Origin of the sequence: Pseudomonas sp. PA27(2017), assembly GCF_001945445.1 — a bacterium.
Lineage (GTDB): Bacteria > Pseudomonadota > Gammaproteobacteria > Pseudomonadales > Pseudomonadaceae > Aquipseudomonas.
Window position 1 is genome coordinate 143,676 of record NZ_MSXW01000058.1, and the last position, 20,324, is coordinate 163,999.

The window sequence follows — 20,324 nt, forward strand, 5'->3', positions numbered from 1 at the left end:
TGGGCGTCCCCGCTCGCTCCCACAAGTTGGCCAATTCCTAGGCCAAGGGTGATACGCCTCTCAAGGCAGCGCAGCGATCACCGTCATTTCCACCAGTACATCGGGCGAATACAGCTTGGCCTCGACGCAGGCGCGCGCCGGCGAGTGGCCGGCCGGTACCCAGGCGTCCCAGACCTTGTTCATGCCATCGCGGTCGTCGATGTCTTTCAGAAAGATGGTGATCGACAGGATGCGCGTTTTATCGGTGCCCGCCTCGGCCAGGAAGGCATCGATGCTGTCCAGGGTCGCCTTGGTCTGCGCTTCGATGCCGTCGCTGTGGTTCTCGTCCAACTGGCCAGCCAGGTAGACGGTACCGTTGTGAATGACGATTTCGCTCAGGCGCGGCTCAGTTCGCAGGCGCTGTATGGACATGGTTGTTCAACTCCTTGGGGCTACCGTAACGGGAAATATCCAGGCCTTCGCTGCTGATCTGCGGGCGCTTCTTGGCAATCAGGTCGGCCAGCAGGCGACCGGAGCCGCAGGCCATGGTCCAGCCTAGGGTACCGTGTCCGGTGTTCAGAAACAGATTTCGATAGGGGGTGGCGCCGACGATGGGCGTGCCATCGGGGGTCGCCGGGCGCAGACCGGTCCAGAAATCCGCCTGGCTCAGGTCACCACCCTGGGGATACAGATCACCGACGATCATCTCCAGGGTTTCGCGACGACGCGGGTTGAGGCTCAGGTCGAAGCCAGCGATCTCGGCCATGCCGCCCACACGGATACGCTGGTCGAAGCGGGTGATGGCGACCTTGTAGGTCTCGTCGAGGATGGTCGAGGTCGGCGCCATGTCCGGGTTGGTGATCGGCACGGTCAGCGAGTAGCCCTTGAGCGGATAGACCGGCGCACGGATGCCCAGCGGCTTGAGCAGTTGCGGGCTGTAGCTGCCCAGGGCGAGCACGTAGCGGTCGGCGGTTTCCAGCTTGCCGTCGATCCACACGCCGTTGATGCGGTCACCGGCGACATCCAGGCGCTGGATGTTCTTGCCGAAACGAAATTGCACGCCCAATGCGGTGGCCATCTCGGCCAGCTTACGGGTGAACAGCTGGCAATCGCCGGTCTGGTCGTTGGGCAGACGCAGGGCGCCCGCCAGCTTGTCTGTGACGCTGGCAAGGGCCGGTTCGACCTGGGCGATGCCGGCGCGATCGAGCAGCTCGTAGGGCACGCCGGACTGCTCGAGCACGGCGATATCCTTGGCGGCATTGTCCAGTTGCGCCTGGGTACGGAACAGCTGGGTGGTACCGAGCTGGCGGGCTTCGTAGCCGATACCGGTTTCCGCGCGCAGTTCATCGAGGCAGTCGCGGCTGTACTCGGACAGGCGCACCATGCGCTCCTTGTTCACCGCGTAGCGGGCGGCGGTGCAGTTGCGCAGCATCTGCGCCATCCACAGGTACTGGTCGATATCGCCGGTCAGCTTGATGGCCAGCGGCGCGTGCTTTTGCAGCAGCCACTTCATCGCCTTCAGTGGGATGCCCGGCGCCGCCCAGGGCGAGGCATAACCCGGCGATACCTGGCCGGCGTTTGCGAAGCTGGTTTCCATGGCCGGGCCGTCCTGGCGATCCACCACGGCCACCTCGAAGCCCTGGCGGGCCAGGTAATACGCACTGGCCGTACCGATCACACCGCTACCAAGCACCAGAACCCGCATGATGTTCTCCTCGCCGCGACGATGCACTGGCGTATTACGATTTGAGAAGTCGATGCGTACAGTATAGAAAGTGAATGGCAGTGCTTTTCACTGTATACACTCGTATATTCGAAGGGAATTCTGGCTTTATCAGCCTTTCACGGAGAGGTGCCGAGCATGCGTACGCAACACCAGAGCCGCCGCGAGTTGGACAAGATCGACCGCAACATCCTGCGCATCCTCCAGGAGGATGGCCGCATCTCCTTCACCGAGCTGGGCGAACGGGTCGGGCTGTCGACCACGCCGTGCACCGAGCGGGTCCGCCGCCTGGAGCGCGAAGGCATCATCATGGGCTATCACGCCCGCCTCAACCCGCAGAACCTCAAGGCCAGCCTGCTGGTGTTCGTGGAGATCAGCCTGGACTACAAGTCCGGCGACACCTTCGAGGATTTCCGCCGCGCCGTGCTCAAACTGCCACACGTGCTGGAATGCCACCTGGTGTCCGGCGACTTCGACTACCTGGTGAAAGCGCGCATCAACGAGATGGCCAGCTACCGCAAGCTGCTCGGCGACATCCTGCTCAAGCTGCCCCACGTGCGCGAGTCGAAGAGCTACATCGTGATGGAAGAGGTCAAGGAGAGCCTGGCGCTGCCCGTACCAGAGTGACCTAGACGAGCACCTGTCGCGTCGAGGCGATCAGTTGGTGCACCTGCTGTTCGACATGCGCCTCGATGGGCTGCTCGGGCCCGCGACCATGGGGGCACGGCAGCTTCGGCGTGGTGCCGAACAGCCGGCAGATCAGCGGGCGCTGGTCGTACACCTGACAGCCGTTCGGCCCCAGGTGCACGCAGTTGTACTCGGCCAAGGCGGCGTCCTGCTCGGCGCGAGTCTTGCGCGGCAGGCGCGCCATTTCCTCGGAGGAGGCGGTCACCGGGCCGCAGCAATCATGGCAGCCCGGCACGCACTCGAAGCGCGGAATCTGACGGCGCAACAGGTCGATCTTGCGGCTGGTACAACTCATGGTCAGGGGCTCTGGAACGGCAGGCGGGCATGGTACAGGCCGCCTCAAGCCAGGCAAAGCTCGGCCTGCTCGGCAATCGGCGGTTGGCTCGCAGCGGATTGCGCGCTTATGCTTCGTCAATTTTTACCTACACCGAAATCAGGATTTCGCACATGACCGCCCGTGCCCACCCGCCGGTTCATAGCGCCGAGCATGCGCCCTCCTACTACGCCGCCAGCGTCAACCAGCAACTCGACCTGCCGACTCTGCAAGGCGAGCAGCGCGCCGACGTGTGCATCGTCGGCGGCGGGTTCTCGGGCCTGAACACGGCCATCGAGCTGGCCCAGAAAGGCCTGTCGGTGGTGCTGGTCGAAGCGCATCGCATCGGTTGGGGCGCCAGCGGGCGCAACGGTGGGCAACTGATTCGCGGGGTCGGCCATGGCGTCGAGCAGTTCGAATCGGTGATCGGCAAGGACGGCGTGCGCGAACTGAAACTGATGGGCCTGGAAGCAGTGGAGCTGGTGCGGCGGCGAGTCGCCCAGTTCGAGATCGCCTGTGACCTGACCTGGGGCTACTGCGACCTGGCCAACAAGCCGCGCGACCTGGCCGGCTTCGCCGAGGATGCCGCCGAACTGCAGGGCCTCGGCTATCGCCACGAGCTGCGCCTGCTGCAACCGGAACAGATGCACGAAGTGGTCGGTTCGAGCCGCTATGTCGGCGGCATGATCGACATGGGCTCCGGGCATCTGCACCCGCTTAACCTGGCACTCGGCGAGGCTGCTGCGGCACAAAGCCTGGGCGTGCGGCTGTTCGAGCATTCGCCGGCCACGCGCATCGACTATGGTAGCGAGATCCGCGTGCACACCGCCCAGGGCGTGGTACGCGCCGCGCAACTGGTGCTGGCCTGCAACGCTTACATCCGCGATTTGAACCCGAACCTGGGCGGCAAGGTGCTGCCGGCGGGCAGCTACATCATCGCCACCGAGCCGTTGAGCGAAGAGCAGGCCGGCGCGCTGATCCCGCAGAACATGGCGCTTTGCGACCAGCGGGTGGCCGTCGACTACTACCGGCTTTCCGCCGACCGCCGTTTGCTGTTCGGCGGCGCCTGCCGCTATTCCGGCACCGACCCTGCCGATATCGCCGCCTACATGCGCCCGAAGATGCTCGCGGTGTTCCCGCAGTTGCAGGACGTGCGCATCGACTTCCAGTGGGGCGGGATGATCGGCATCGGCGCCAACCGCCTGCCGCAGATCGGTCAACTCAAGGATCAGCCCAACGTGTTTTACGCCCAGGCCTACGCGGGCCACGGCGTGAATGCCACGCACCTGGCCGGCAAACTGCTCGCCGAAGCCATCGCCGGGCAAGCCGGCGGCGGCTTCGAGCTGTTCGCCAAGGTGCCGCACATGAACTTTCCCGGCGGTCGCCACCTGCGCTCGCCCCTGCTGGCGCTGGGCATGCTCTGGCACCGCCTCAAGGAACTGGTCTGATGGCGCCGCTAGCCTGCGGTTGAGCGCAGCGATACCCAGGAAAATGAGTCCCGGGTATCGCTGCGCTCAACGCCGGGCTACCTGTCTAGAGTTTCCAGAACGGCAGCGTGGCTTCGCGCTGCGCCTGCTCGCGGCTCAGGCCGATGTCCAGCAGTTGAGCATCGCTGAGCTTGAGCAGCGCGCGCCGGGTGGTCAGGCGACGGATGAAACGCTGCCAGCGATGCGTCATCACCGTGCGCGCCGGCACCGCGGCCAGTCGCAGCCCGTTACCGCCTTCCAGCTCGCTGCCTTTCAAGGTCAATCGCACATCGCTCAGCCCGTTCATGTCGCTCTCCTGCGCATTGAGGTCATGGGAGATCATGATGGCGGCCAGCGAAAAAGCATGACAGATGCAAAGAAAGGGAATTAAATCCATACAGATCAACCATCGATTGAACTGAATGGTTCCGCGAAGGGCCATCTGTATGGTTCAACTGGCTCCCTTGCATACAGGTGCGCGAACATGACCCTCTATACCAACCTGGCCGACCTGATTGGCGAGCGCATCGAGCAGGGCCTCTACCGGCCGGGCGACCGCCTGCCCTCGGTGCGCGCCTTGAGCCAGGAGCACGGGGTCAGCCTGAGCACCGTGCAGCAGGCCTACCGCCATCTGGAAGATCGCGGCCTGGCGCTGCCGAAACCGAAATCCGGCTACTTCGTTCCGCAAGGGCGGGACAAGCCGGCGCTGCCGAAGATCAGCCGGGCGCCGCAACGCCCCGTGGACGTCTCGCAGTGGGACCAGGTGCTGGAACAGATCGCCCCGTCACCACGCAATGACTTCGTCCAACTGGGTCGCGGCCGCCCGGACATCGACAGCCCCACGCTCAAGCCCCTGTTGCGCGCGCTGTCTCGGCTGAGCCGCAAGCAGGATCTGCACACCCTCACCTACGGCAGCATCTACGGTGACGTGCGCCTGCGCGAACAGGTCGCCCGCCTGACCCTGGACTCCGGCTGCCAGCTGACCTATGAGGACATCGTCGTCACCACCGGCTGCCACGAGGCGCTTTCGGCGGCGATCCGGGCGATCTGCGTGCCGGGCGATATCGTTGCCGTCGATTCGCCGAGCTTCCACGGCGTGATGCAGGCGCTCAAGGGCTTCGGCATGAAGGCCCTGGAGTTGCCCACCGACCCGCTCACCGGCATCAGCCTCGAGGCGCTGGAGCTGGCCCTGGAACAGTGGCCGATCAAGGCCATCCAACTCACCCCCAACTGCAACAACCCACTGGGCTACATCATGCCCGAGGCCAACAAGCGCGCTCTTCTGGCCCTGGCCCAGCGCCACGACGTGGCGATCATCGAAGACGATGTGTACGGCGAGCTGGCCTTTCACTACCCGCGCCCGCGCACCATCAAATCCTATGACGACGACGGCCGCGTGCTGTTGTGCAGCTCGTTTTCCAAGACCCTGGCGCCCGGTTTTCGCGTCGGCTGGATCGCTCCCGGCCGCTACCTCGACCAGGTGCTGCACATGAAGTACATGGGCACCGGTGCCACCGCGCAGTTGCCGCAACTGGCGCTGGCCGAGTACATCGAAGGCGGCCATTACGAGCCGCACCTGCGCCGCATGCGCGGCCAGTACGCGCGCAACCTGGAACAGATGAGCGACTGGGTCAGCCGTTACTTCCCGCCTTCGGTGCGGGTCAGCCGCCCCCAGGGCAGCTTCATGCTTTGGGTGGAGATGCCCGAGGGCTTCGACAGCCAGCGCCTGAACCGCGAACTGGCCGCGCACAAGATCCAGGTCGCGCCGGGCAGCATCTTTTCCGCCGCCGGCAAGTACCGCAATTGCCTGCGCATGAACTACGCCACGCGCCCCAGCCCGACCATCGAGGCAGCGGTGCGCAAGGTGGGCGAAACCGTCGCAGCCATGCTGGAAGAGTCACCACCGCCGAGAGACTGAATCTTTCCCTGCGCAGCGGCGTCCTATCAGCACATCCGGACAGCCGATTGGAGGCTGCAACTGTGCCCTTGCGCGTGCTCTTTATCGCCCTGCTGATCCTCGGCGGCTGTACCAACCAGGTGCCCATCGTGCCCAGCCAGGCCATCCCCGCGGCCCAGTCTTCATTCGGCGCGGGGCTCGAAGCGCGCGCCGCCGAGCATCAGGGCCACTCCGGCTTTCGCCTGCTGCCGGCCAGCAACGAAGCCTTCGCCGCCCGCGCCGAACTGATTCGCGCCGCGCAGCACAGTCTCGATCTGCAGTACTACATCGTGCACGACGGCCTGAGCACCCGCGCATTGGTCAAGGAGCTGCTGCAGGCCGCCGACCGCGGCGTGCGCATCCGCATCCTGCTCGACGACACCACCAGCGACGGCGAGGACTACCGGATCGCCCTGCTGGCCGCCCACCCGAACATCCAGATCCGCGTGTTCAATCCGCTGCACCTGGGCCGCCTGACGGGGGTAACCCGGGTGATCGGCCGCGGCCTGAACCTCTCGCAACAGCACCGGCGCATGCACAACAAGCTGTGGCTGGCCGACAGTGCCGCGGCCATCGTCGGCGGGCGCAACCTGGGTGACGAGTATTTCGACGCCGAACCGAACATGAATTTCACCGACATCGACATGCTCGCCATCGGCCCGGTCGCCCGCGACCTGGCGCAGAGTTTCGACCAGTACTGGAACAGCCGGCTGAGCAAGCCCATCGAGGAATTCGTCTGGCGCCAGCCCTCGCAGAAGGATCTCGACAAGGCGCGCAAGGGCCTGCGCGACTACCTGGACACCGCCCGCGTCGAACAGCCGGAGCTTTACGAACGCCTGCTCGCCTACCAACACGACCCCAAGCTCAAGGTGTGGCTCGACGAGCTGATCTGGGCGCCAGGCATCGCCCTGTGGGATGCACCGAGCAAGGTGCTGGCCAGCGGCGAACCGGACCCACAATTGCTGCTCACCACCCAGCTAGCGCCGCACCTGCAGGGCGCCAAAAGCGATTTGGTGATGGTGTCCGCCTACTTCGTACCCGCCCCCGCCGGCCTGCAGTACCTGATCGGCCTAGCCGACAACGGCGTGGAGATCCGCCTGCTCACCAATGCCCTGGAAGCCACCGACGTGCCCGCCGTGCATGGCGGCTACGCGCCCTATCGCCAGGAAATGCTCGAGCACGGCATGCGCCTGTTCGAGCTGCGCAGCCAGCCCGGCGCGGATTCGCCACCGGCCTACAGCTTCAGCGGCAGCTCCAACTCTAGCCTCCACAGCAAGGCCATCGTCATCGACAAGCAGAAATCCTTCGTCGGCTCCTTCAACGTCGACCCACGCTCGGTGCTGTGGAATACCGAGGTCGGCGTACTGGTCGACAGCCCCAAACTCGCCGCCTACCTGCGCGAACTGGCACTGCAGGGCATGAAGCCATCGGTGAGCTACGAAGTGCGCCTGCAGCACGACGCCAACGGTGCGACGCGGATGGTCTGGCTCGGTGAGGACGACGGCAAGGAATTCGTCCTCACCGAGGAACCGGGCAGCCGCTGGCGGCGCTTCAACGCCTGGTTCGCCCGGGCCATCGGTCTGGAGAAGATGCTATAGCGCGACCTGTTCGTCGAAGGCATGGGGCCGCCAGGCCAGCCAGATGAACGCCGCCGCGCCGACCGCCATCAACATCGGCAGCGCATGCCCGCTGACCCACTGGCTGACCGCGCCGGTGGCCAGCGGCCCGATCAGGCAGCCGATGCCCCACAGCTGCGCCACGTGGGCATTGGCGCGCACCAGTTGGTCATCGCGAAAGCGCTCGCCGATAAGGATCAGTGACAGGGTGAACAGGCCGCCCGCGCTGGCGCCGAACAGCACCAGCACCGGCCAGATCACTGGCGTGTGCAACAGCAGCGGAATGCCCAGGCTGGAGAACAGCAGCACCACGCCACAGGCCCGGAACAACGTGACCCGCGAGATGCGATCGGCCAGCAGGCCGATGGGCAATTGCAGCGCGGCATCGCCGACCACCACCACGCTGGCCATGAACAGCGCCACTTCCTGGGTGAAGCCCTGGCGCAGACCGTAGATCGGCAGCAGGGTGAGCATCATCGCCTCGAAGGCCGCGAACAGCATCACCGCCCAGGCGATCGCCGGCATACGCTGGCAGAACACCAACAGGCCACGCCCGGATGCGCTGTGGGCATCGACCACCGGCGCGCCAGTGCGCCCGATCAACAGCAGCGAGCCGCCGATCAGCAGCGACACACCAAACCAGAACCCCAGATCGGTATCGGTACCCAGTACGCTGAGCAGCAGCGGCCCGCACAGCTGGCTCAGCGCATAGCCGGTGCCATACAGCGCCACCAAGCGGCCGCGCCACTTCTCGACGGCCAGCTGGTTGATCCAGCTTTCACCGAGGATGAACACCACGGTCAGGGTCACGCCCAGCAACAGGCGCAGCACGATCCAGATGGCGTAGCTCTGCAGCAGCGCCAGGCCAGTGACCGACAGCGCGCCAGCCAGCAGGCAGAACTGCATCAGCCGCGGCGTCGGGCAGCGCGAAGCCAGCCCACCGGCCAACGAGGCGCCCAGCAGCACGCCGATGGCCGGCGTGGCCGCCATGATGCCGATGGCGAACGAGCCATAGCCCCAACTCTCCAGACGCAACGACACCAGCGGCATGGTCACGCCCATGGCAAGGCCAATACTGATCACCGCCGCACAGACGGCGAAGTAGGTTCCCCAACGCATCACTGACTCCAGTAAAAGCACAGCGGCCGGGCTCTAGGAGCCCGGCCGCCGGTCTGCTCTGGCTCGCCGGCTGGCGAGCCTCATCCGTGCTGGATCAGAGTTTGATCCAGGTGGCTTTCAGTTCGGTGTATTTGTCGAAGGCGTGCAGCGACTTGTCACGGCCGTTACCCGACTGCTTGAAGCCACCAAAAGGCGCGGTCATGTCGCCGCCGTCGTACTGGTTGACCCACACGCTGCCGGCGCGCAGGGCGCGAGCGGTGAGATGCGCCTTGGAGATGTCCGCTGTCCATACCGCGGCGGCCAGGCCGTACACGGTGTCGTTGGCAATCTGCACGGCCTGCTCGGCGCTATCGAAGCCGATCACCGAAAGCACCGGCCCGAAGATTTCCTCGCGGGCGATGGTCATGGCATTGGTCACGCCGTCGAAGATGGTCGGCTCGACGTAGGTGCCGCCGCTCTCCTCCAGGGTGCGCTTGCCGCCGATCAGCAGCTTGGCGCCATCCTTGTGGCCGGCTTCGATGTAGCGCAGCACGGTGTCCATCTGCTGGGTGTCGACCAGCGCGCCGACGTTGGTGTCCGGGTCCAGCGGGTTGCCGGCTTTCCAGCCTTTCAGGGCCTCGACCACCATGGGCAGGAAGCGCTCCTTGATGGCGTTCTCCACCAGCAGGCGCGAGCCGGCGGTGCACACCTCACCCTGGTTGAAGGCGATGGCGCTGGCAGCGGACTCGGCGGCGGCCTTGAGGTCCGGCGCATCGGCGAAGACGATATTGGGGCTCTTGCCACCCGCCTCCAGCCACACGCGCTTCATGTTCGACTCGCCGGCATAGATCATCAACTGCTTGGCGATCTTGGTGGAGCCGGTGAATACCAGGGTGTCGACGTCCATGTGCAGCGCCAGGGCCTTGCCCACGGTATGGCCATGGCCGGGCAGCACGTTGAATACGCCAGCCGGAATGCCCGCTTCGACGGCCAGGGCAGCGACGCGAATGGCGGTCAGCGGAGATTTCTCGGAGGGTTTGAGGATCACCGAGTTACCGGTGGCCAGGGCTGGGCCGAGCTTCCAGCTGGACATCAACAGCGGGAAGTTCCACGGCACGATGGCTGCCACCACGCCAACCGGCTCGCGGGTCACCAGGCCGAGCTGGTCATGGGGCGTAGGCGCGACTTCGTCGTAGACCTTGTCGATCGCCTCGGCGCTCCAGCGAATGGCGTTGGCCGCCGCTGGAATATCGATGCCCAGCGAATCGCTGATCGGCTTGCCCATGTCGAGGGTTTCCAGCAGCGCCAGCTCTTCGACGTTGGCCATCAGCAGCTCGGCGAAGCGGATCATCTTGGCCTTGCGCTTGGCCGGAGCGATACGCGACCACACGCCGGAATCGAAGGCGGCGCGCGCCGATTTCACCGCCAGTTCGGCGTCGGCCAGGTCGCAACTGGCGACCTGGCCGAGTACCCGGCCATCGACCGGGCTGATGCATTCGAAGGTTTCACCGCTCTGTGCAGCCTGGTATTGCCCCTGCACGAAGGCGCGGGTCTCGATTTTCAGATCCTTTGCACGCTGCTCCCAGTCGGTACGGGTCAAACGGGTCATCTGATCATCCTCTTTCGTCGGTGGAGGCGCGTGGGCGCCTACGGTGGCCGCCATGGGCCAAAAACTGCGAGCCACACTAAACCAGCGCTCGCAGGATTTTCAATATTCTTGACACTTGGTGGGCAAACGCCCTTGCTGCGTTCATTTTTTTAAACATAGACTCGAACAAATCGTTACGCCGCGCCGCCCCTGACCTGCAGTGGCCATGGGAAGATCGACGTACGTTCACGTTGACCAGGGAAGCGAGTATGAATATCCAGCAGATCGTCGATTTCGCGCAAAGCGCCGGCAGCTCCGAAAGCTACCGTCCCGCTGCCGAAAAGATCCTCAAGGGCGACCCGCAGCAGCAGGTCCGTAACCACTACGCCAGCCCCTGCGGGCAATTCAACGCCGGCACCTGGGAGGGCGAGGTCGGCCAGTGGACGGTGACCTACACCGAGCACGAATACTGCGAAATCCTCCAGGGCGTCTCGGTGCTGCGCGACGGTGATGGCAATGCCAAGACCGTGCGCGCCGGCGACCGCTTCGTGATTCCGGCCGGCTTCACCGGCACCTGGGAAGTGCTGGAGCCATGCCGCAAGGTCTACGTGATCTTCGAGCAGGCCTGAACGTGAGGGTAAGCCCGAAGCCGGCCATACACGACCGGCTTCGGGCAGCTCGTCAGCTGGCGACCTGCTCCGCCGGCGAGACGATGCTGCTCTTGCCCCGCGAGCGGCCGGAGCTGAGGTAGTCGGCGATGGACTCCTGGGTCACCTCGCCGAGAAAGTCGTTCTCCGCACTGAGCACCGGCAGCCACGAGCGATTGAACTCGTACATGCGCGACAGCAGGATGCGCAGGTGTTCGTCGTGGGCGGCGGTGGCGTTGAACGGCTGCACGAAGGGCTGCACCGAGCCGCCCTGCCCGCGCATATCGCGACGGCGAACGTAGCCCAGGGCCTTCTTGCCAGCGTCGGTGACCACCAGGTGACGGCGGTCATGCTCCTCCATCAACTCCACGGCATCGGCGATGCTGGTCTCGGCCAGTACCGAGGGTGCATCGTCGGCGGCGTCTTCGGCGCGGATCAGCAGCAGGCGCTTGAGGGTGCTGTCCTGGCCGACGAAACCGCTGACGAAATCGTCGGCCGGGTGCGCCAGCAGGGTGTCCGGGTGATCGAACTGGAGCAGCGTGCCGTCCTTGAAGATGGCGATCTTGTCGCCCAGCTTGATGGCCTCGTCGATGTCGTGGCTGACCATGATCACGGTCTTGTTCAGCGCGCGCTGCATCTGGAAGAACTCGTTCTGGATGGCGTCGCGGTTGACCGGGTCGACGGCACCGAAGGGCTCGTCCATCAGCAATACCGGGGCGTCGGCCGCCAGGGCGCGGATCACGCCGATCCGCTGCTGCTGGCCGCCAGACAGTTCGCGCGGGTAACGCGACAGGTACTGCTTGGGCTCCAGCTGCACCATGCTCATCAGCTCCACGGCGCGCTCGTGGCAGCGCTTCTTGTCCCAGCCGAGCAGCTTGGGCACCACGGTGATGTTCTCCTCGATGGTCATGTTGGGGAACAGACCGATCTGCTGAATCACGTAGCCGATGTTGCGGCGCAGGGTCACCTCGTCGATGCCGGTGGTGTCTTCACCGTTGATCAGCACGCGCCCGGAAGTCGGCTCGATCAGTCGGTTGATCATCTTCAGGGTGGTGCTCTTGCCGCAGCCGGAGGGGCCGAGGAACACGCAGATCTGGCCTTCGTCGACGGTCAGGCTGACTTCGTTGACGGCGACGACGTCCTTGCCTTTCTGGTGGAATTTCTTGGTCAGTTTGTCGAGTTGAATCATGTTCGAGTCCTCAGTGGGCGGCTTTCAGGCCACGGGGAGTGAGCGTTTTCTGCAGCCACTGCAAAAACAGGTCGGCGACGATGGCGAGCAGGCTCACCAGCACGGCTCCAACGAAAAGGGTCGCCATGTCGCTGCGGCTGATGGCGGTGAGAATCAGCACGCCGAGGCCGCCGGCACCGATGGTGGCGGCGATGGTCATCACGCCGATGTTCATCACCACGGCAGTACGCACGCCGGCCAGGATCACCGGCACGGCAATCGGCAGGTCGACCATGCGCAGGCGCTGCCAGAAGCTCATGCCAATGCCCTTGCCCGCCTCGCGAATACCCGGCTCCACGCTGGTCAGCGCCAGGTAGGTGTTGCGCAGGATGGGCAGCAGCGAGTACAGGAACACCGCGGTTACCGCCGGCAGTGGCCCCAGGCCCTGGCCGAACTGCGAGTAGAACGGCAGCAACAGACCGAACAGGGCGATGGCCGGCAGCGTCAGCACCACGGTAGCCAAACCCTGCAGCGGCCCGGCAAGCCAGGGGAAACGGGTCATCAGAATGCCCAGCGGCACGCCGATGAGAATCGCCAGGCCCACGGCGATGCCGACCAGGGCGATGTGCTCGACGGTCAGGCTGAGCACCTGGCCCCAGTCGATATGCTGGAAAGCGGTCATGAAATCCATGTCAGTTGCCCTCCCCGATCAGTTTTTCCTGACGCAGGAAGTCGGCGGCCACTGCAGCGGGCGTTTCGCGATCCACGTCGACGCGGGCGTTGAGGCGACGCATGGTGGCGTCGTCCAGGCGCTCGGCGAGCGGCTTGAGCAGCGCTTCCAGCTCCGGGTGCTGCTTGAGGTAGTCGGCGTTGACCACCGGTGCGGCGGTGTAGTCCGGGAAGTATTTACGGTCGTCCTCGAGCAGGCGCAAACCGAACGAATCCAGGCGGCCGTCGGTGGTGTACACAAGGCCAACGAACACCTGGCCATTGCGCAGCGCGGTGTAGACCAGGCCCGGATCCATCTGGCGGATTTCGTTGCGCGTAAAGGTCAGGCCGTACTCCTTGACCAGCCCGTCCAGGCCGTCGGAGCGATTGGCGAATTCGATGTCCAGCGCCAGCAGGCGGTTGCCTTTGTCCGGTGTTTTCAGGGCCTGGGCAAGGTCGCTGATGGTGTGGATATCCGGATTCTCCTCGGCGACCTTTTCCGGCAGCGCCAAAGCGTAGGTGTTGTTGAAGCGCGAGGGCGCCAGCCAGATCGCACCGCTCTTGGCATCCAGCTCCTTGACGCGCTGGTAGGCGGCTTCCTTGTCGAGGCGCTCGGTGACCTTGTTGTAGGCCACCAGGGAGGTGCCGGTGTATTCCCAGGTCAGGTCCAGCTGGCCGCTCTTCATGCCGTTCCAGGCGATGGTGCTGCCCAGGTTGCCGACGATACGCGCCTGGTAGCCGTGGGGGCGCAAGTACTGCGCGGTGAGTTCGGAGAGGATCACCTGCTCGGTGAATACCTTGGCACCGATACGAATTTCCGCAGCCTGGCTGGTCGCTGCCAGCAACAGGCCGAAGCATAGAACGAGAGACTTCATTATCTTTTCCTTCAACGGGCCACCCCACGCTCGAACCAGAAACGACTGGTGGCAGCCACCAGGCCGTCGAGCAGCAGCGCCAGCAGAGCCGTGGCAGCGGCGCCAAGAATCAGCAGGGGTTGGTTTTCCAGGGCGATGGCGGGAAAGATCAGACTGCCGAGGCTGTTGGCGCCGATCAGAAACACCAGGGGCGCCGTACCGACGTTCAGTGCCAGCGCCACACGGATGCCACCGACGATGATCGGCACCGCGTTGGGCAGCTCGACCTTCCACAGCGCCTGGCGCGGCGTCATGCCAATGCCGGTGGCGGCTTCCTTGAGGGAACCCGGCACGTTGCGCAGGCCTTCGTAGGTATTGCGCACGATGGGCAACAACGAGGCGAGGAATAGCGCGAGAACCGCCGGGCCGTTGCCGATGCCGACCACCGAGAGCGCGATGGCCAGCACCGCCAGCGGCGGCACGGTGTTGCCCACGTTGAACACCTGCATGAAGCGCTCGGCGCTGTGCTCGCGGCCAGGACGGCTGAGCAGGATACCGGCCGGAATGCCAACCGCCAGGGCCGCCAGCATCGACACGAACACCAGGAACAGGTGCGCCTGCAGGTAATAGATGAGGTCTTCGCGGTGCTGCGCGAGCACCGCCGGGGTGATCCAGTGGACCAGCAAGGCCAGTACTGCGATCAGCGCAACAGCGCCCAGCAGCACCTTGCCGAAGCTTTTCAGCATATTTCGACTCCAGTTTACGACCGCCGTTGGCGTGTCGAGCTGGCCGTATGCATTGCGCATCGGCCCTCCAATGCCGGAGGCTGGAACATCGTCACGCGATGCCCCTCTTGCCAGGGCGCACGCGCCCTGCAGCCTTCCGACCCATGTTTACTCGACCCTGTAGCGCCGCTTCGGTTCCCCCTTTTTGCCATCGTTCTGCCATGGGCCGGCGGGCCGATGCTGCAACATATCCGGTTACAAGCCAGGTATCATCGGGTCTCCAGGGTGTTCGCCGGGATGGCGAACATCAGCCGTCAAAGGAGACCCCGTGCTCGACCTCGTTGCCGCCTTCATCGTCCTTACCACGCTGCTTACCTACGTCAACTACCGCTTCATCCGCCTGCCGCCGACCATTGGCGTGATGGCCACCGCGCTGATCTTCTCGCTGATCGCCCAGGGCCTGAGCCAGCTCGGTTATCCACTGATCGAGATCGAGGCGCAGGAAATCATCCGCCGCATCGACTTCTCCGACATCCTGATGACCTGGTTCCTGCCGGCTCTGCTGTTCGCCGGCGCATTGCACGTCGACTTGCATGATTTGCGCAGCTACAAATGGCCCATTGGCCTGTTGGCCACCGTCGGCGTGCTGATCGCCACCAGCGTGATCGGCACCCTGGCCTACTACATCTTTGCCCTGTTCGGCTGGCACGTGGAGTTCATCTACTGCCTGCTGTTCGGCGCCTTGATCTCGCCGACCGACCCGATTGCGGTGATGGGCATCCTCAAATCGTCCGGCGCGCCCAAGCCACTGGCCACCACCATCGTCGGCGAGTCACTGTTCAACGACGGTACCGCGGTGGTGGTGTTCACCATCCTGCTCGGCATCCTGCAACTGGGCAGCACGCCGACCCTGGGCACGGTGAGCTGGCTGTTCGTTCACGAAGCGGTGGGAGGCCTGCTGTTCGGCGCCGCACTGGGCTATGGCGTGCTGCTCATGTTGCGCAGCATCGACCAGTATCAGGTCGAGGTGATGCTGACCCTGGCGCTGGTGTTCGGCGGCGCGGCACTGGCCGCGCGGCTGCACGTTTCCGGGCCGATCGCCATGGTCGTGGCCGGCCTGATCATCGGCAACCTGGGCCGCAAGCACGCCATGTCGGACGAATCGCGCCGCTATGTGGACGGTTTCTGGGAGCTGATCGACGAGATCCTCAACGCCTTGTTGTTCGCCCTGATCGGCCTGGAGCTGTTGCTCCTGCCGTTCTCCTGGCTGCACATCATCGCCGCCTTCGTGCTCGGCGGTGCGGTGCTGGTGGCGCGCCTGCTGACGGTGGCGCCGGCGGTGTTCGTGATGCGCCGGCGTGCCGGCGGGCGTCGCCAGGTATCCCACGGGGCGATCCGCATCCTCACCTGGGGCGGGCTACGCGGTGGCGTGTCGGTGGCACTGGCGTTGTCATTGCCGCTCGGCGAGGAACGCGATCTGCTGCTGAGCCTGACCTACATCGTCGTGCTCACCTCGATCCTGCTCCAGGGCTTGTCCATCGGCCCGCTAGTCAGCCGGCTGTACCGCGGCACGCCGCAGACCAGCGCTGACGACTCGCACTGAGAGCCTGTTCAAAGTCTTATCTGCGCATGAAGCGGCAACTACAAGGCAGAAGCAGCCACTCAAACCAATCTGTGGGAGCCCCGACCTCGGGGCGAAACGATTGCAGCCTGACTGCCTATTTCGGCGGTGCCTGAGCGAATCGCCGCGAGGTCGCGGCTCCTACAGTGGATCGAATAACGACCGCTCCCGCCACTTAGCCGCCAAAATCGCCGAACCTGGGCTTAAAGATTATGAACAGGCTCTAAGACGATAGGGGCGCCCGCCTATGGCGCCCAGATTCAGATGCGCGATTCGAGCACCAGCAGGTTGTTCTCCACCCGCCAGCCGACGCGATTGAGAAAGCTCATGCCCAGCAGCGCTTCGGTCGGCGAGGCGCCTTCGAGCACCACCGCCTCGACGCCCGTGACCTGCAGGGAGCCGACGCTGACCTTGTCCAGGGTCACCCGCCAGCCCCGAGCCGTGCCGCTGGCAGTGCTGACCTGGATCGGCTGGCCGCGGGTGCGGTAGTCGATGCCCAGGCGGCGGGCATGATTTTCATTGAGGGCCACCGACGTGGCGCCGGTATCCACCAGAAATTGCTGGGCGCGGCCATTGATCGCGCCTTCGGCCCAGTAATGGCCGCCATTGCTGCGGGCGATGCTGAGAGTCTGCTTCTGCGGCGCCGCGAAACCCTCGGTGTTGTATTCGCGGCTGAGGCCGTAGCTGCGCTCCACGCCATCGACGCGCAGCACCGCGCTGCGGCTGTCGACGCTGACCACCTGCACGCCGCCGGGACCGGTCTGACCGACGCGCACCAGCTTGCGCTGGCCGTCGACCGAGACCACCGCCGCGCCGGGAAACAGGCCGACCACCTGAACCGGTGTGGCTGCCAGCAACAGCGGCGCCGCCAACAAGCCTGCCATGACCATCATCACTCGACGCATCCGTGCCTCTCCCAGCTATTCGAAAGGGTAATGCTGGCCCCAGTGCTCGAAGACCGCACGCAGCTCGTCTTTTTCAACCAGCTCGGCCATGCGCTGGTCGAACAGCTTGGCCAGCGCGCGCCCACGTGGCGTATCGGAAAAACCGATGTAAAGCGGCAGGCGCAGCAGGTCGGTCACCCGATACTTGCCGGGATCGTTGGCGCCAGCGAGCGTTTGCTCGACCTCTGGGCGGGCATCGATGTAGTAATCGGCATGGCCCTGGTCGAGCATCGACAGGATGCCACTGCGCCGCTGCAGCTCGTTGTAATGGGTCAGCCCGGGGATGTAGCGCTGATACTCGTAGCCGCGCATCCACACCAGACGCGAGCGGCGCAGCTCGGCCTGGTCCGGCGCGGCCTTGGCCGCCAGGCTCAGGGCGCTGATCAGGTCGGAATCGTAATGCCAGCTCGGGTACACCACACCGCCACTGACCTCGTTCTGGTAGGAGGCGACCCAGGCGTCCGCCTCGCCGCGCTTCACCAGGCCGATGGAGCGGGTATAGGGCACGATCTGCATTTCCAGCTTGACGCCGGCGGGCTCGAAGACCAGGCGCAGGATGTCCCAGGACATACCGGTGCCGTCGGGGTTGATGCGATCGACCCACACGTCGCTGGCCATTCGGATGCTGGCCGGCACGTCACTGCTCGCCTGAGCGCAGACACCGAAGGACAACAACAGAGCCAGCCATAGCGCACGCATCATCCTGCCTCCTGATCAGCCAAAGCCCAGGTTGGAGGCCAGGCCATTGGCCCAGCCCCAAACGAGCAGCTGCATGGCCAGCCAGGCGAAGACCCCAGCCAGAACGTCGTCGAGCATGATGCCGAAACCACCGTGCACGTGGCGATCGATCCAGCGGATCGGCCACGGCTTGAGAATGTCGAAGAAGCGGAACATCAGGAACCCCACCAGCACCCAGCCCCAGCCCTCGGGCACCAGCCACAGGGTGATCCACATGCCGACCATCTCGTCCCAGACGATGCCTTCATGGTCATGCACGCGCAGGTCGTCGGCGACCTTGCCGCACAGCCACACGCCGAACACCATGGTCACGCCCAGCATCAGCCAGTAGCCCCAGTCCGGCAGCATCTGCCAGAGCGGGATGAACGGCACGGCGGCCAGCGAACCCCAGGTACCCGGCGCCTTGGCGATGGTGCCGGTGCCGAAGCCGAAGGCCAGGAAATGCCACGGGTTGCGCCATACGGAAGGTGGCACGAACTCGGCGGGGACTTGCTTGGGATGATCAGTCACGGTGCATTCCGAAATGTTGGTAGCCACTGTACCGTGGCTCGATGGCGTGGCCTCTGGCGTCCAGCAGGTGCACGCCCTGTCCGGCCTCGACCCGACCGATCACCTGTACAGGCTGGCCCATGGCGCGCAGCACGTCCAGTTTCTCGGCAGGCAGGGTAAAGGCAAGCACGTAGTCGTCGCCACCCCCAAGCGCCAACTGACGTGCGCTTTCGTCACCCACACAAGCCAGCAGAGCGGCCGACAGCGGCAGGCGCTGCTGCTCGACGAACAGCGCGACGCCGGACGCCCGGGCGATGTGCCCGCAGTCGGCGAGCAGGCCGTCGGAGATATCCAGCGCCGCCGTGGCCATGCCACGCAGGGCCTGGCCCAGCTGCAGCTGCGGCATGGGCGACCAGTAGTGGGCCAGAAGCTCGGCAGCACCGGCTTGCTCGGCCCGCTCGCCCAGCACGAACGGCAGCGCGCCGGCCGCATTGCCCAACGGGCCGCCGACGCACAGCAGGTCGCCCGGACGGGCGCCCGCGCGGGTCAGCGCCTGGCCAGCCGGGACGCGGCCGAACACGGTAAGGGTCAGGCTCAGCGGCCCGCGGGTGGTGTCGCCGCCGACCAGGCGTACGCCACACTGGCGCGCCATGCTTTCCAGCCCGGCCGTGAATTCGGCCAGCCAGTCGGGAGAAACGTCAGGAAGGGTCAGCGCCAGGGTGAACGCCAGGGGCGCGGCGCCCATGGCGGCCAGGTCACTGACCGAAACGGCCAGGGCACGCTGGCCGAGCAGGCGTCCCGGCGCATCGGCCGGAAAATGCACGCCAGCGACCAGGGTATCGGTGGACACCGCCAGTTGTTCGCCGGCGGGCACTTCGAGCAGGGCGCAGTCGTCGCCGATCCCCAGCACCACACCATCGGCCGCCTGTGCACAGGCGGCTGCGGCGAAGTAATGACGAATCAGCTCGAACTCGCCCAAAACACTCAGCGCTTGTTGAAGTCGCGGACTTCGTCGGCGCGCAGGGTCGGCGCCAGCTTGTCGAGCACGCCGTTGACGAACTTGTGACCATCGGTGGCGCCGAACACCTTGGCGAGTTCGATGCCTTCGTTGATCACCACGCGGTACGGCACGTCGATGCGGTTACGCAGCTCGTAGGTGGACAGGCGCAGGATGGACAGCTCGACCGGGTCGATCTCGTCCAGCGGGCGGTCGAGCAGCGGCTCGAACAGGCCGTCGATCTCACTCTTCTGGCGCGGCACGCCGTGCAGGATCTCGTGGAAGTAAGCGCCGTCGACCGCACTGAAATCGTTGTCGACGCGGAACTGCGCTTCGATCTCGTTGAGTGCCTGGCCCGCGATGTGCCAGGAGTACAGGGCCTGCATGGCCAGGGTGCGCGCCTGACGGCGAGCCAGCAGCTTGGGGCTCGGGCCTTTCTTGGCTGGCTTTTTGTCGTTCTGGCTCACTTGGCCTCCAACTGCGCCAGCAGGCTGACCATTTCCAGAGCGGACAGGGCAGCTTCGGCGCCTTTGTTGCCGGCCTTGGTGCCGGAACGCTCGATGGCCTGCTCGATGGAATCGACGGTCAGCACGCCAAAGGCGACCGGTACGCCGAACTCCATGGAGACCTGGGACAGGCCCTTGGTGCACTCACCGGCCACGTATTCGAAGTGCGGGGTGCCGCCCCGGATCACTGCGCCGAGGGCGATGATGGCGCTGTACTCGCCGCGCTGCGCGACTTTCTGGGCGACCAGGGGAATCTCGAAGGCACCCGGCGCGCGGATGATGGTGATGTCGTCTTCGCTGATGCCGTGGCGAACCAGGGCGTCGACCGCGCCGCTGACCAGGCTTTCGACCACGAAGCTGTTGAAGCGGCCGACCACCAGGGCGAAGCGGCCCTTGGGAGCGATGAAAGTACCTTCGATGGTCTTGAGTGTCATAGCGAGTTCTCGAGCTGTCTTTAAAGAGCCAGGGCCTGCCATGGCAGGCCCCGAAAATATAGGCGATGAGAGCCGAGGCTCCATCGC

General features: G+C 65.1%; 22 protein-coding genes. 6 read left to right on the plus strand and 16 right to left on the minus strand.

What is annotated here, in order from left to right; translation table 11 throughout:
- Positions 1-60 precede the first annotated feature (60 nt).
- Entirely contained in the window at positions 61-411 is a 351-nt protein-coding gene (locus BVH06_RS20915) for a RidA family protein (protein WP_075931558.1), read from the minus strand.
- Positions 386-1,684, minus strand: a complete 1,299-nt coding sequence (gene dadA, locus BVH06_RS20920) for a D-amino acid dehydrogenase (protein ID WP_075935356.1) — start codon at positions 1,682-1,684, stop codon at positions 386-388. The genes BVH06_RS20915 and dadA overlap by 26 nt, the downstream gene beginning before the upstream one ends.
- Positions 1,685-1,840: 156 nt before the next feature.
- Here dadA and dadR point away from each other — a divergent pair, with 156 nt between their 5' ends.
- Entirely contained in the window at positions 1,841-2,329 is a 489-nt protein-coding gene (gene dadR, locus BVH06_RS20925) for a transcriptional regulator DadR (protein WP_013789818.1), read from the plus strand.
- Between the two features lies 1 nt (position 2,330).
- Here dadR and BVH06_RS20930 read toward each other — a convergent pair whose 3' ends face one another.
- Entirely contained in the window at positions 2,331-2,684 is a 354-nt protein-coding gene (locus tag BVH06_RS20930; protein ID WP_075931556.1) for a YkgJ family cysteine cluster protein, read from the minus strand.
- A gap of 152 nt (positions 2,685-2,836) precedes the next feature.
- Here BVH06_RS20930 and BVH06_RS20935 point away from each other — a divergent pair, with 152 nt between their 5' ends.
- Positions 2,837-4,150, plus strand: coding sequence for an FAD-binding oxidoreductase (locus BVH06_RS20935; protein WP_075935357.1), 1,314 nt, complete (start codon positions 2,837-2,839; stop codon positions 4,148-4,150).
- A gap of 85 nt (positions 4,151-4,235) precedes the next feature.
- Here the strand turns inward: BVH06_RS20935 and BVH06_RS20940 are convergent, their stop codons facing one another.
- Positions 4,236-4,475 carry a DUF1127 domain-containing protein gene (locus BVH06_RS20940; protein WP_075935358.1) on the minus strand — a complete coding sequence of 80 codons (240 nt, stop codon included), beginning with the start codon at positions 4,473-4,475 and terminating at the stop codon, positions 4,236-4,238.
- A 177-nt stretch (positions 4,476-4,652) separates the two neighbouring features.
- Between BVH06_RS20940 and BVH06_RS20945 the strand changes: the two genes are divergently transcribed.
- On the plus strand, positions 4,653-6,086 hold the full coding sequence (locus BVH06_RS20945; RefSeq protein ID WP_075935359.1) for a PLP-dependent aminotransferase family protein: 1,434 nt from the start codon (positions 4,653-4,655) through the stop codon (positions 6,084-6,086).
- A 62-nt stretch (positions 6,087-6,148) separates the two neighbouring features.
- Positions 6,149-7,702: a phospholipase D family protein gene (locus BVH06_RS20950; protein ID WP_075935360.1), complete on the plus strand. Its 1,554-nt coding sequence runs from the start codon at positions 6,149-6,151 to the stop codon at positions 7,700-7,702.
- On the opposite strand, the gene BVH06_RS20955 is transcribed toward BVH06_RS20950, so the two are convergent.
- Both BVH06_RS20955 and BVH06_RS20960 read right to left on the minus strand, forming a co-directional pair.
- Positions 7,697-8,839 (minus strand): MFS transporter, encoded by a 1,143-nt coding sequence (locus BVH06_RS20955; protein ID WP_075935361.1) that lies wholly within the window; start codon positions 8,837-8,839, stop codon positions 7,697-7,699. The two genes, BVH06_RS20950 and BVH06_RS20955, sit on opposite strands and share 6 nt — an antisense overlap.
- Positions 8,840-8,933: 94 nt before the next feature.
- Positions 8,934-10,427, minus strand: a complete 1,494-nt coding sequence (locus BVH06_RS20960; protein ID WP_075935362.1) for an aldehyde dehydrogenase — start codon at positions 10,425-10,427, stop codon at positions 8,934-8,936.
- A 248-nt stretch (positions 10,428-10,675) separates the two neighbouring features.
- Here BVH06_RS20960 and BVH06_RS20965 point away from each other — a divergent pair, with 248 nt between their 5' ends.
- Positions 10,676-11,035, plus strand: a complete 360-nt coding sequence (locus tag BVH06_RS20965) for a cupin domain-containing protein (RefSeq protein ID WP_075935363.1) — start codon at positions 10,676-10,678, stop codon at positions 11,033-11,035.
- A gap of 52 nt (positions 11,036-11,087) precedes the next feature.
- On the opposite strand, the gene BVH06_RS20970 is transcribed toward BVH06_RS20965, so the two are convergent.
- From BVH06_RS20970 to BVH06_RS20985, 4 genes are read right to left on the minus strand one after another with little or no spacing between them, the layout of a single operon-like run.
- A complete protein-coding gene (locus BVH06_RS20970; protein ID WP_075935365.1) occupies positions 11,088-12,242 on the minus strand; it encodes an ABC transporter ATP-binding protein in 1,155 nt (384 codons plus the stop codon).
- Positions 12,243-12,252: 10 nt separating this feature from the next.
- Complete coding sequence (locus BVH06_RS20975) at positions 12,253-12,912, minus strand: ABC transporter permease (protein ID WP_075931548.1); 660 nt, start codon at positions 12,910-12,912, stop codon at positions 12,253-12,255.
- 1 nt (position 12,913) lies between these two features.
- Positions 12,914-13,804 (minus strand): glycine betaine ABC transporter substrate-binding protein, encoded by an 891-nt coding sequence (locus tag BVH06_RS20980; RefSeq protein WP_075935366.1) that lies wholly within the window; start codon positions 13,802-13,804, stop codon positions 12,914-12,916.
- Positions 13,805-13,815: 11 nt separating this feature from the next.
- A complete protein-coding gene (locus BVH06_RS20985) occupies positions 13,816-14,529 on the minus strand; it encodes an ABC transporter permease (protein WP_075931546.1) in 714 nt (237 codons plus the stop codon).
- 307 nt (positions 14,530-14,836) lie between these two features.
- Here BVH06_RS20985 and BVH06_RS20990 point away from each other — a divergent pair, with 307 nt between their 5' ends.
- Positions 14,837-16,111, plus strand: coding sequence for a sodium:proton antiporter (locus tag BVH06_RS20990; protein ID WP_075931545.1), 1,275 nt, complete (start codon positions 14,837-14,839; stop codon positions 16,109-16,111).
- 278 nt (positions 16,112-16,389) lie between these two features.
- On the opposite strand, the gene BVH06_RS20995 is transcribed toward BVH06_RS20990, so the two are convergent.
- Genes BVH06_RS20995 through ribE form a run of 6 tightly spaced genes read right to left on the minus strand, consistent with a single transcriptional unit; the run spans position 16,390 to position 20,237 of the window.
- Positions 16,390-17,034 carry a TIGR02281 family clan AA aspartic protease gene (locus tag BVH06_RS20995; protein WP_075935368.1) on the minus strand — a complete coding sequence of 215 codons (645 nt, stop codon included), beginning with the start codon at positions 17,032-17,034 and terminating at the stop codon, positions 16,390-16,392.
- 15 nt (positions 17,035-17,049) lie between these two features.
- Positions 17,050-17,772: an ABC transporter substrate-binding protein gene (locus BVH06_RS21000; protein WP_075935392.1), complete on the minus strand. Its 723-nt coding sequence runs from the start codon at positions 17,770-17,772 to the stop codon at positions 17,050-17,052.
- 15 nt (positions 17,773-17,787) lie between these two features.
- Complete coding sequence (locus BVH06_RS21005; protein WP_075931543.1) at positions 17,788-18,321, minus strand: phosphatidylglycerophosphatase A; 534 nt, start codon at positions 18,319-18,321, stop codon at positions 17,788-17,790.
- Positions 18,314-19,279 carry a thiamine-phosphate kinase gene (gene thiL / locus BVH06_RS21010; protein ID WP_075935370.1) on the minus strand — a complete coding sequence of 322 codons (966 nt, stop codon included), beginning with the start codon at positions 19,277-19,279 and terminating at the stop codon, positions 18,314-18,316. Before thiL ends, BVH06_RS21005 begins: the two co-directional genes overlap by 8 nt.
- Positions 19,280-19,284: 5 nt before the next feature.
- Positions 19,285-19,764: a transcription antitermination factor NusB gene (nusB, locus tag BVH06_RS21015; RefSeq protein ID WP_075935371.1), complete on the minus strand. Its 480-nt coding sequence runs from the start codon at positions 19,762-19,764 to the stop codon at positions 19,285-19,287.
- A complete protein-coding gene (ribE, locus tag BVH06_RS21020) occupies positions 19,761-20,237 on the minus strand; it encodes a 6,7-dimethyl-8-ribityllumazine synthase (RefSeq protein WP_075931540.1) in 477 nt (158 codons plus the stop codon). The genes nusB and ribE overlap by 4 nt, the downstream gene beginning before the upstream one ends.
- Positions 20,238-20,324: the final 87 nt, after the last annotated feature.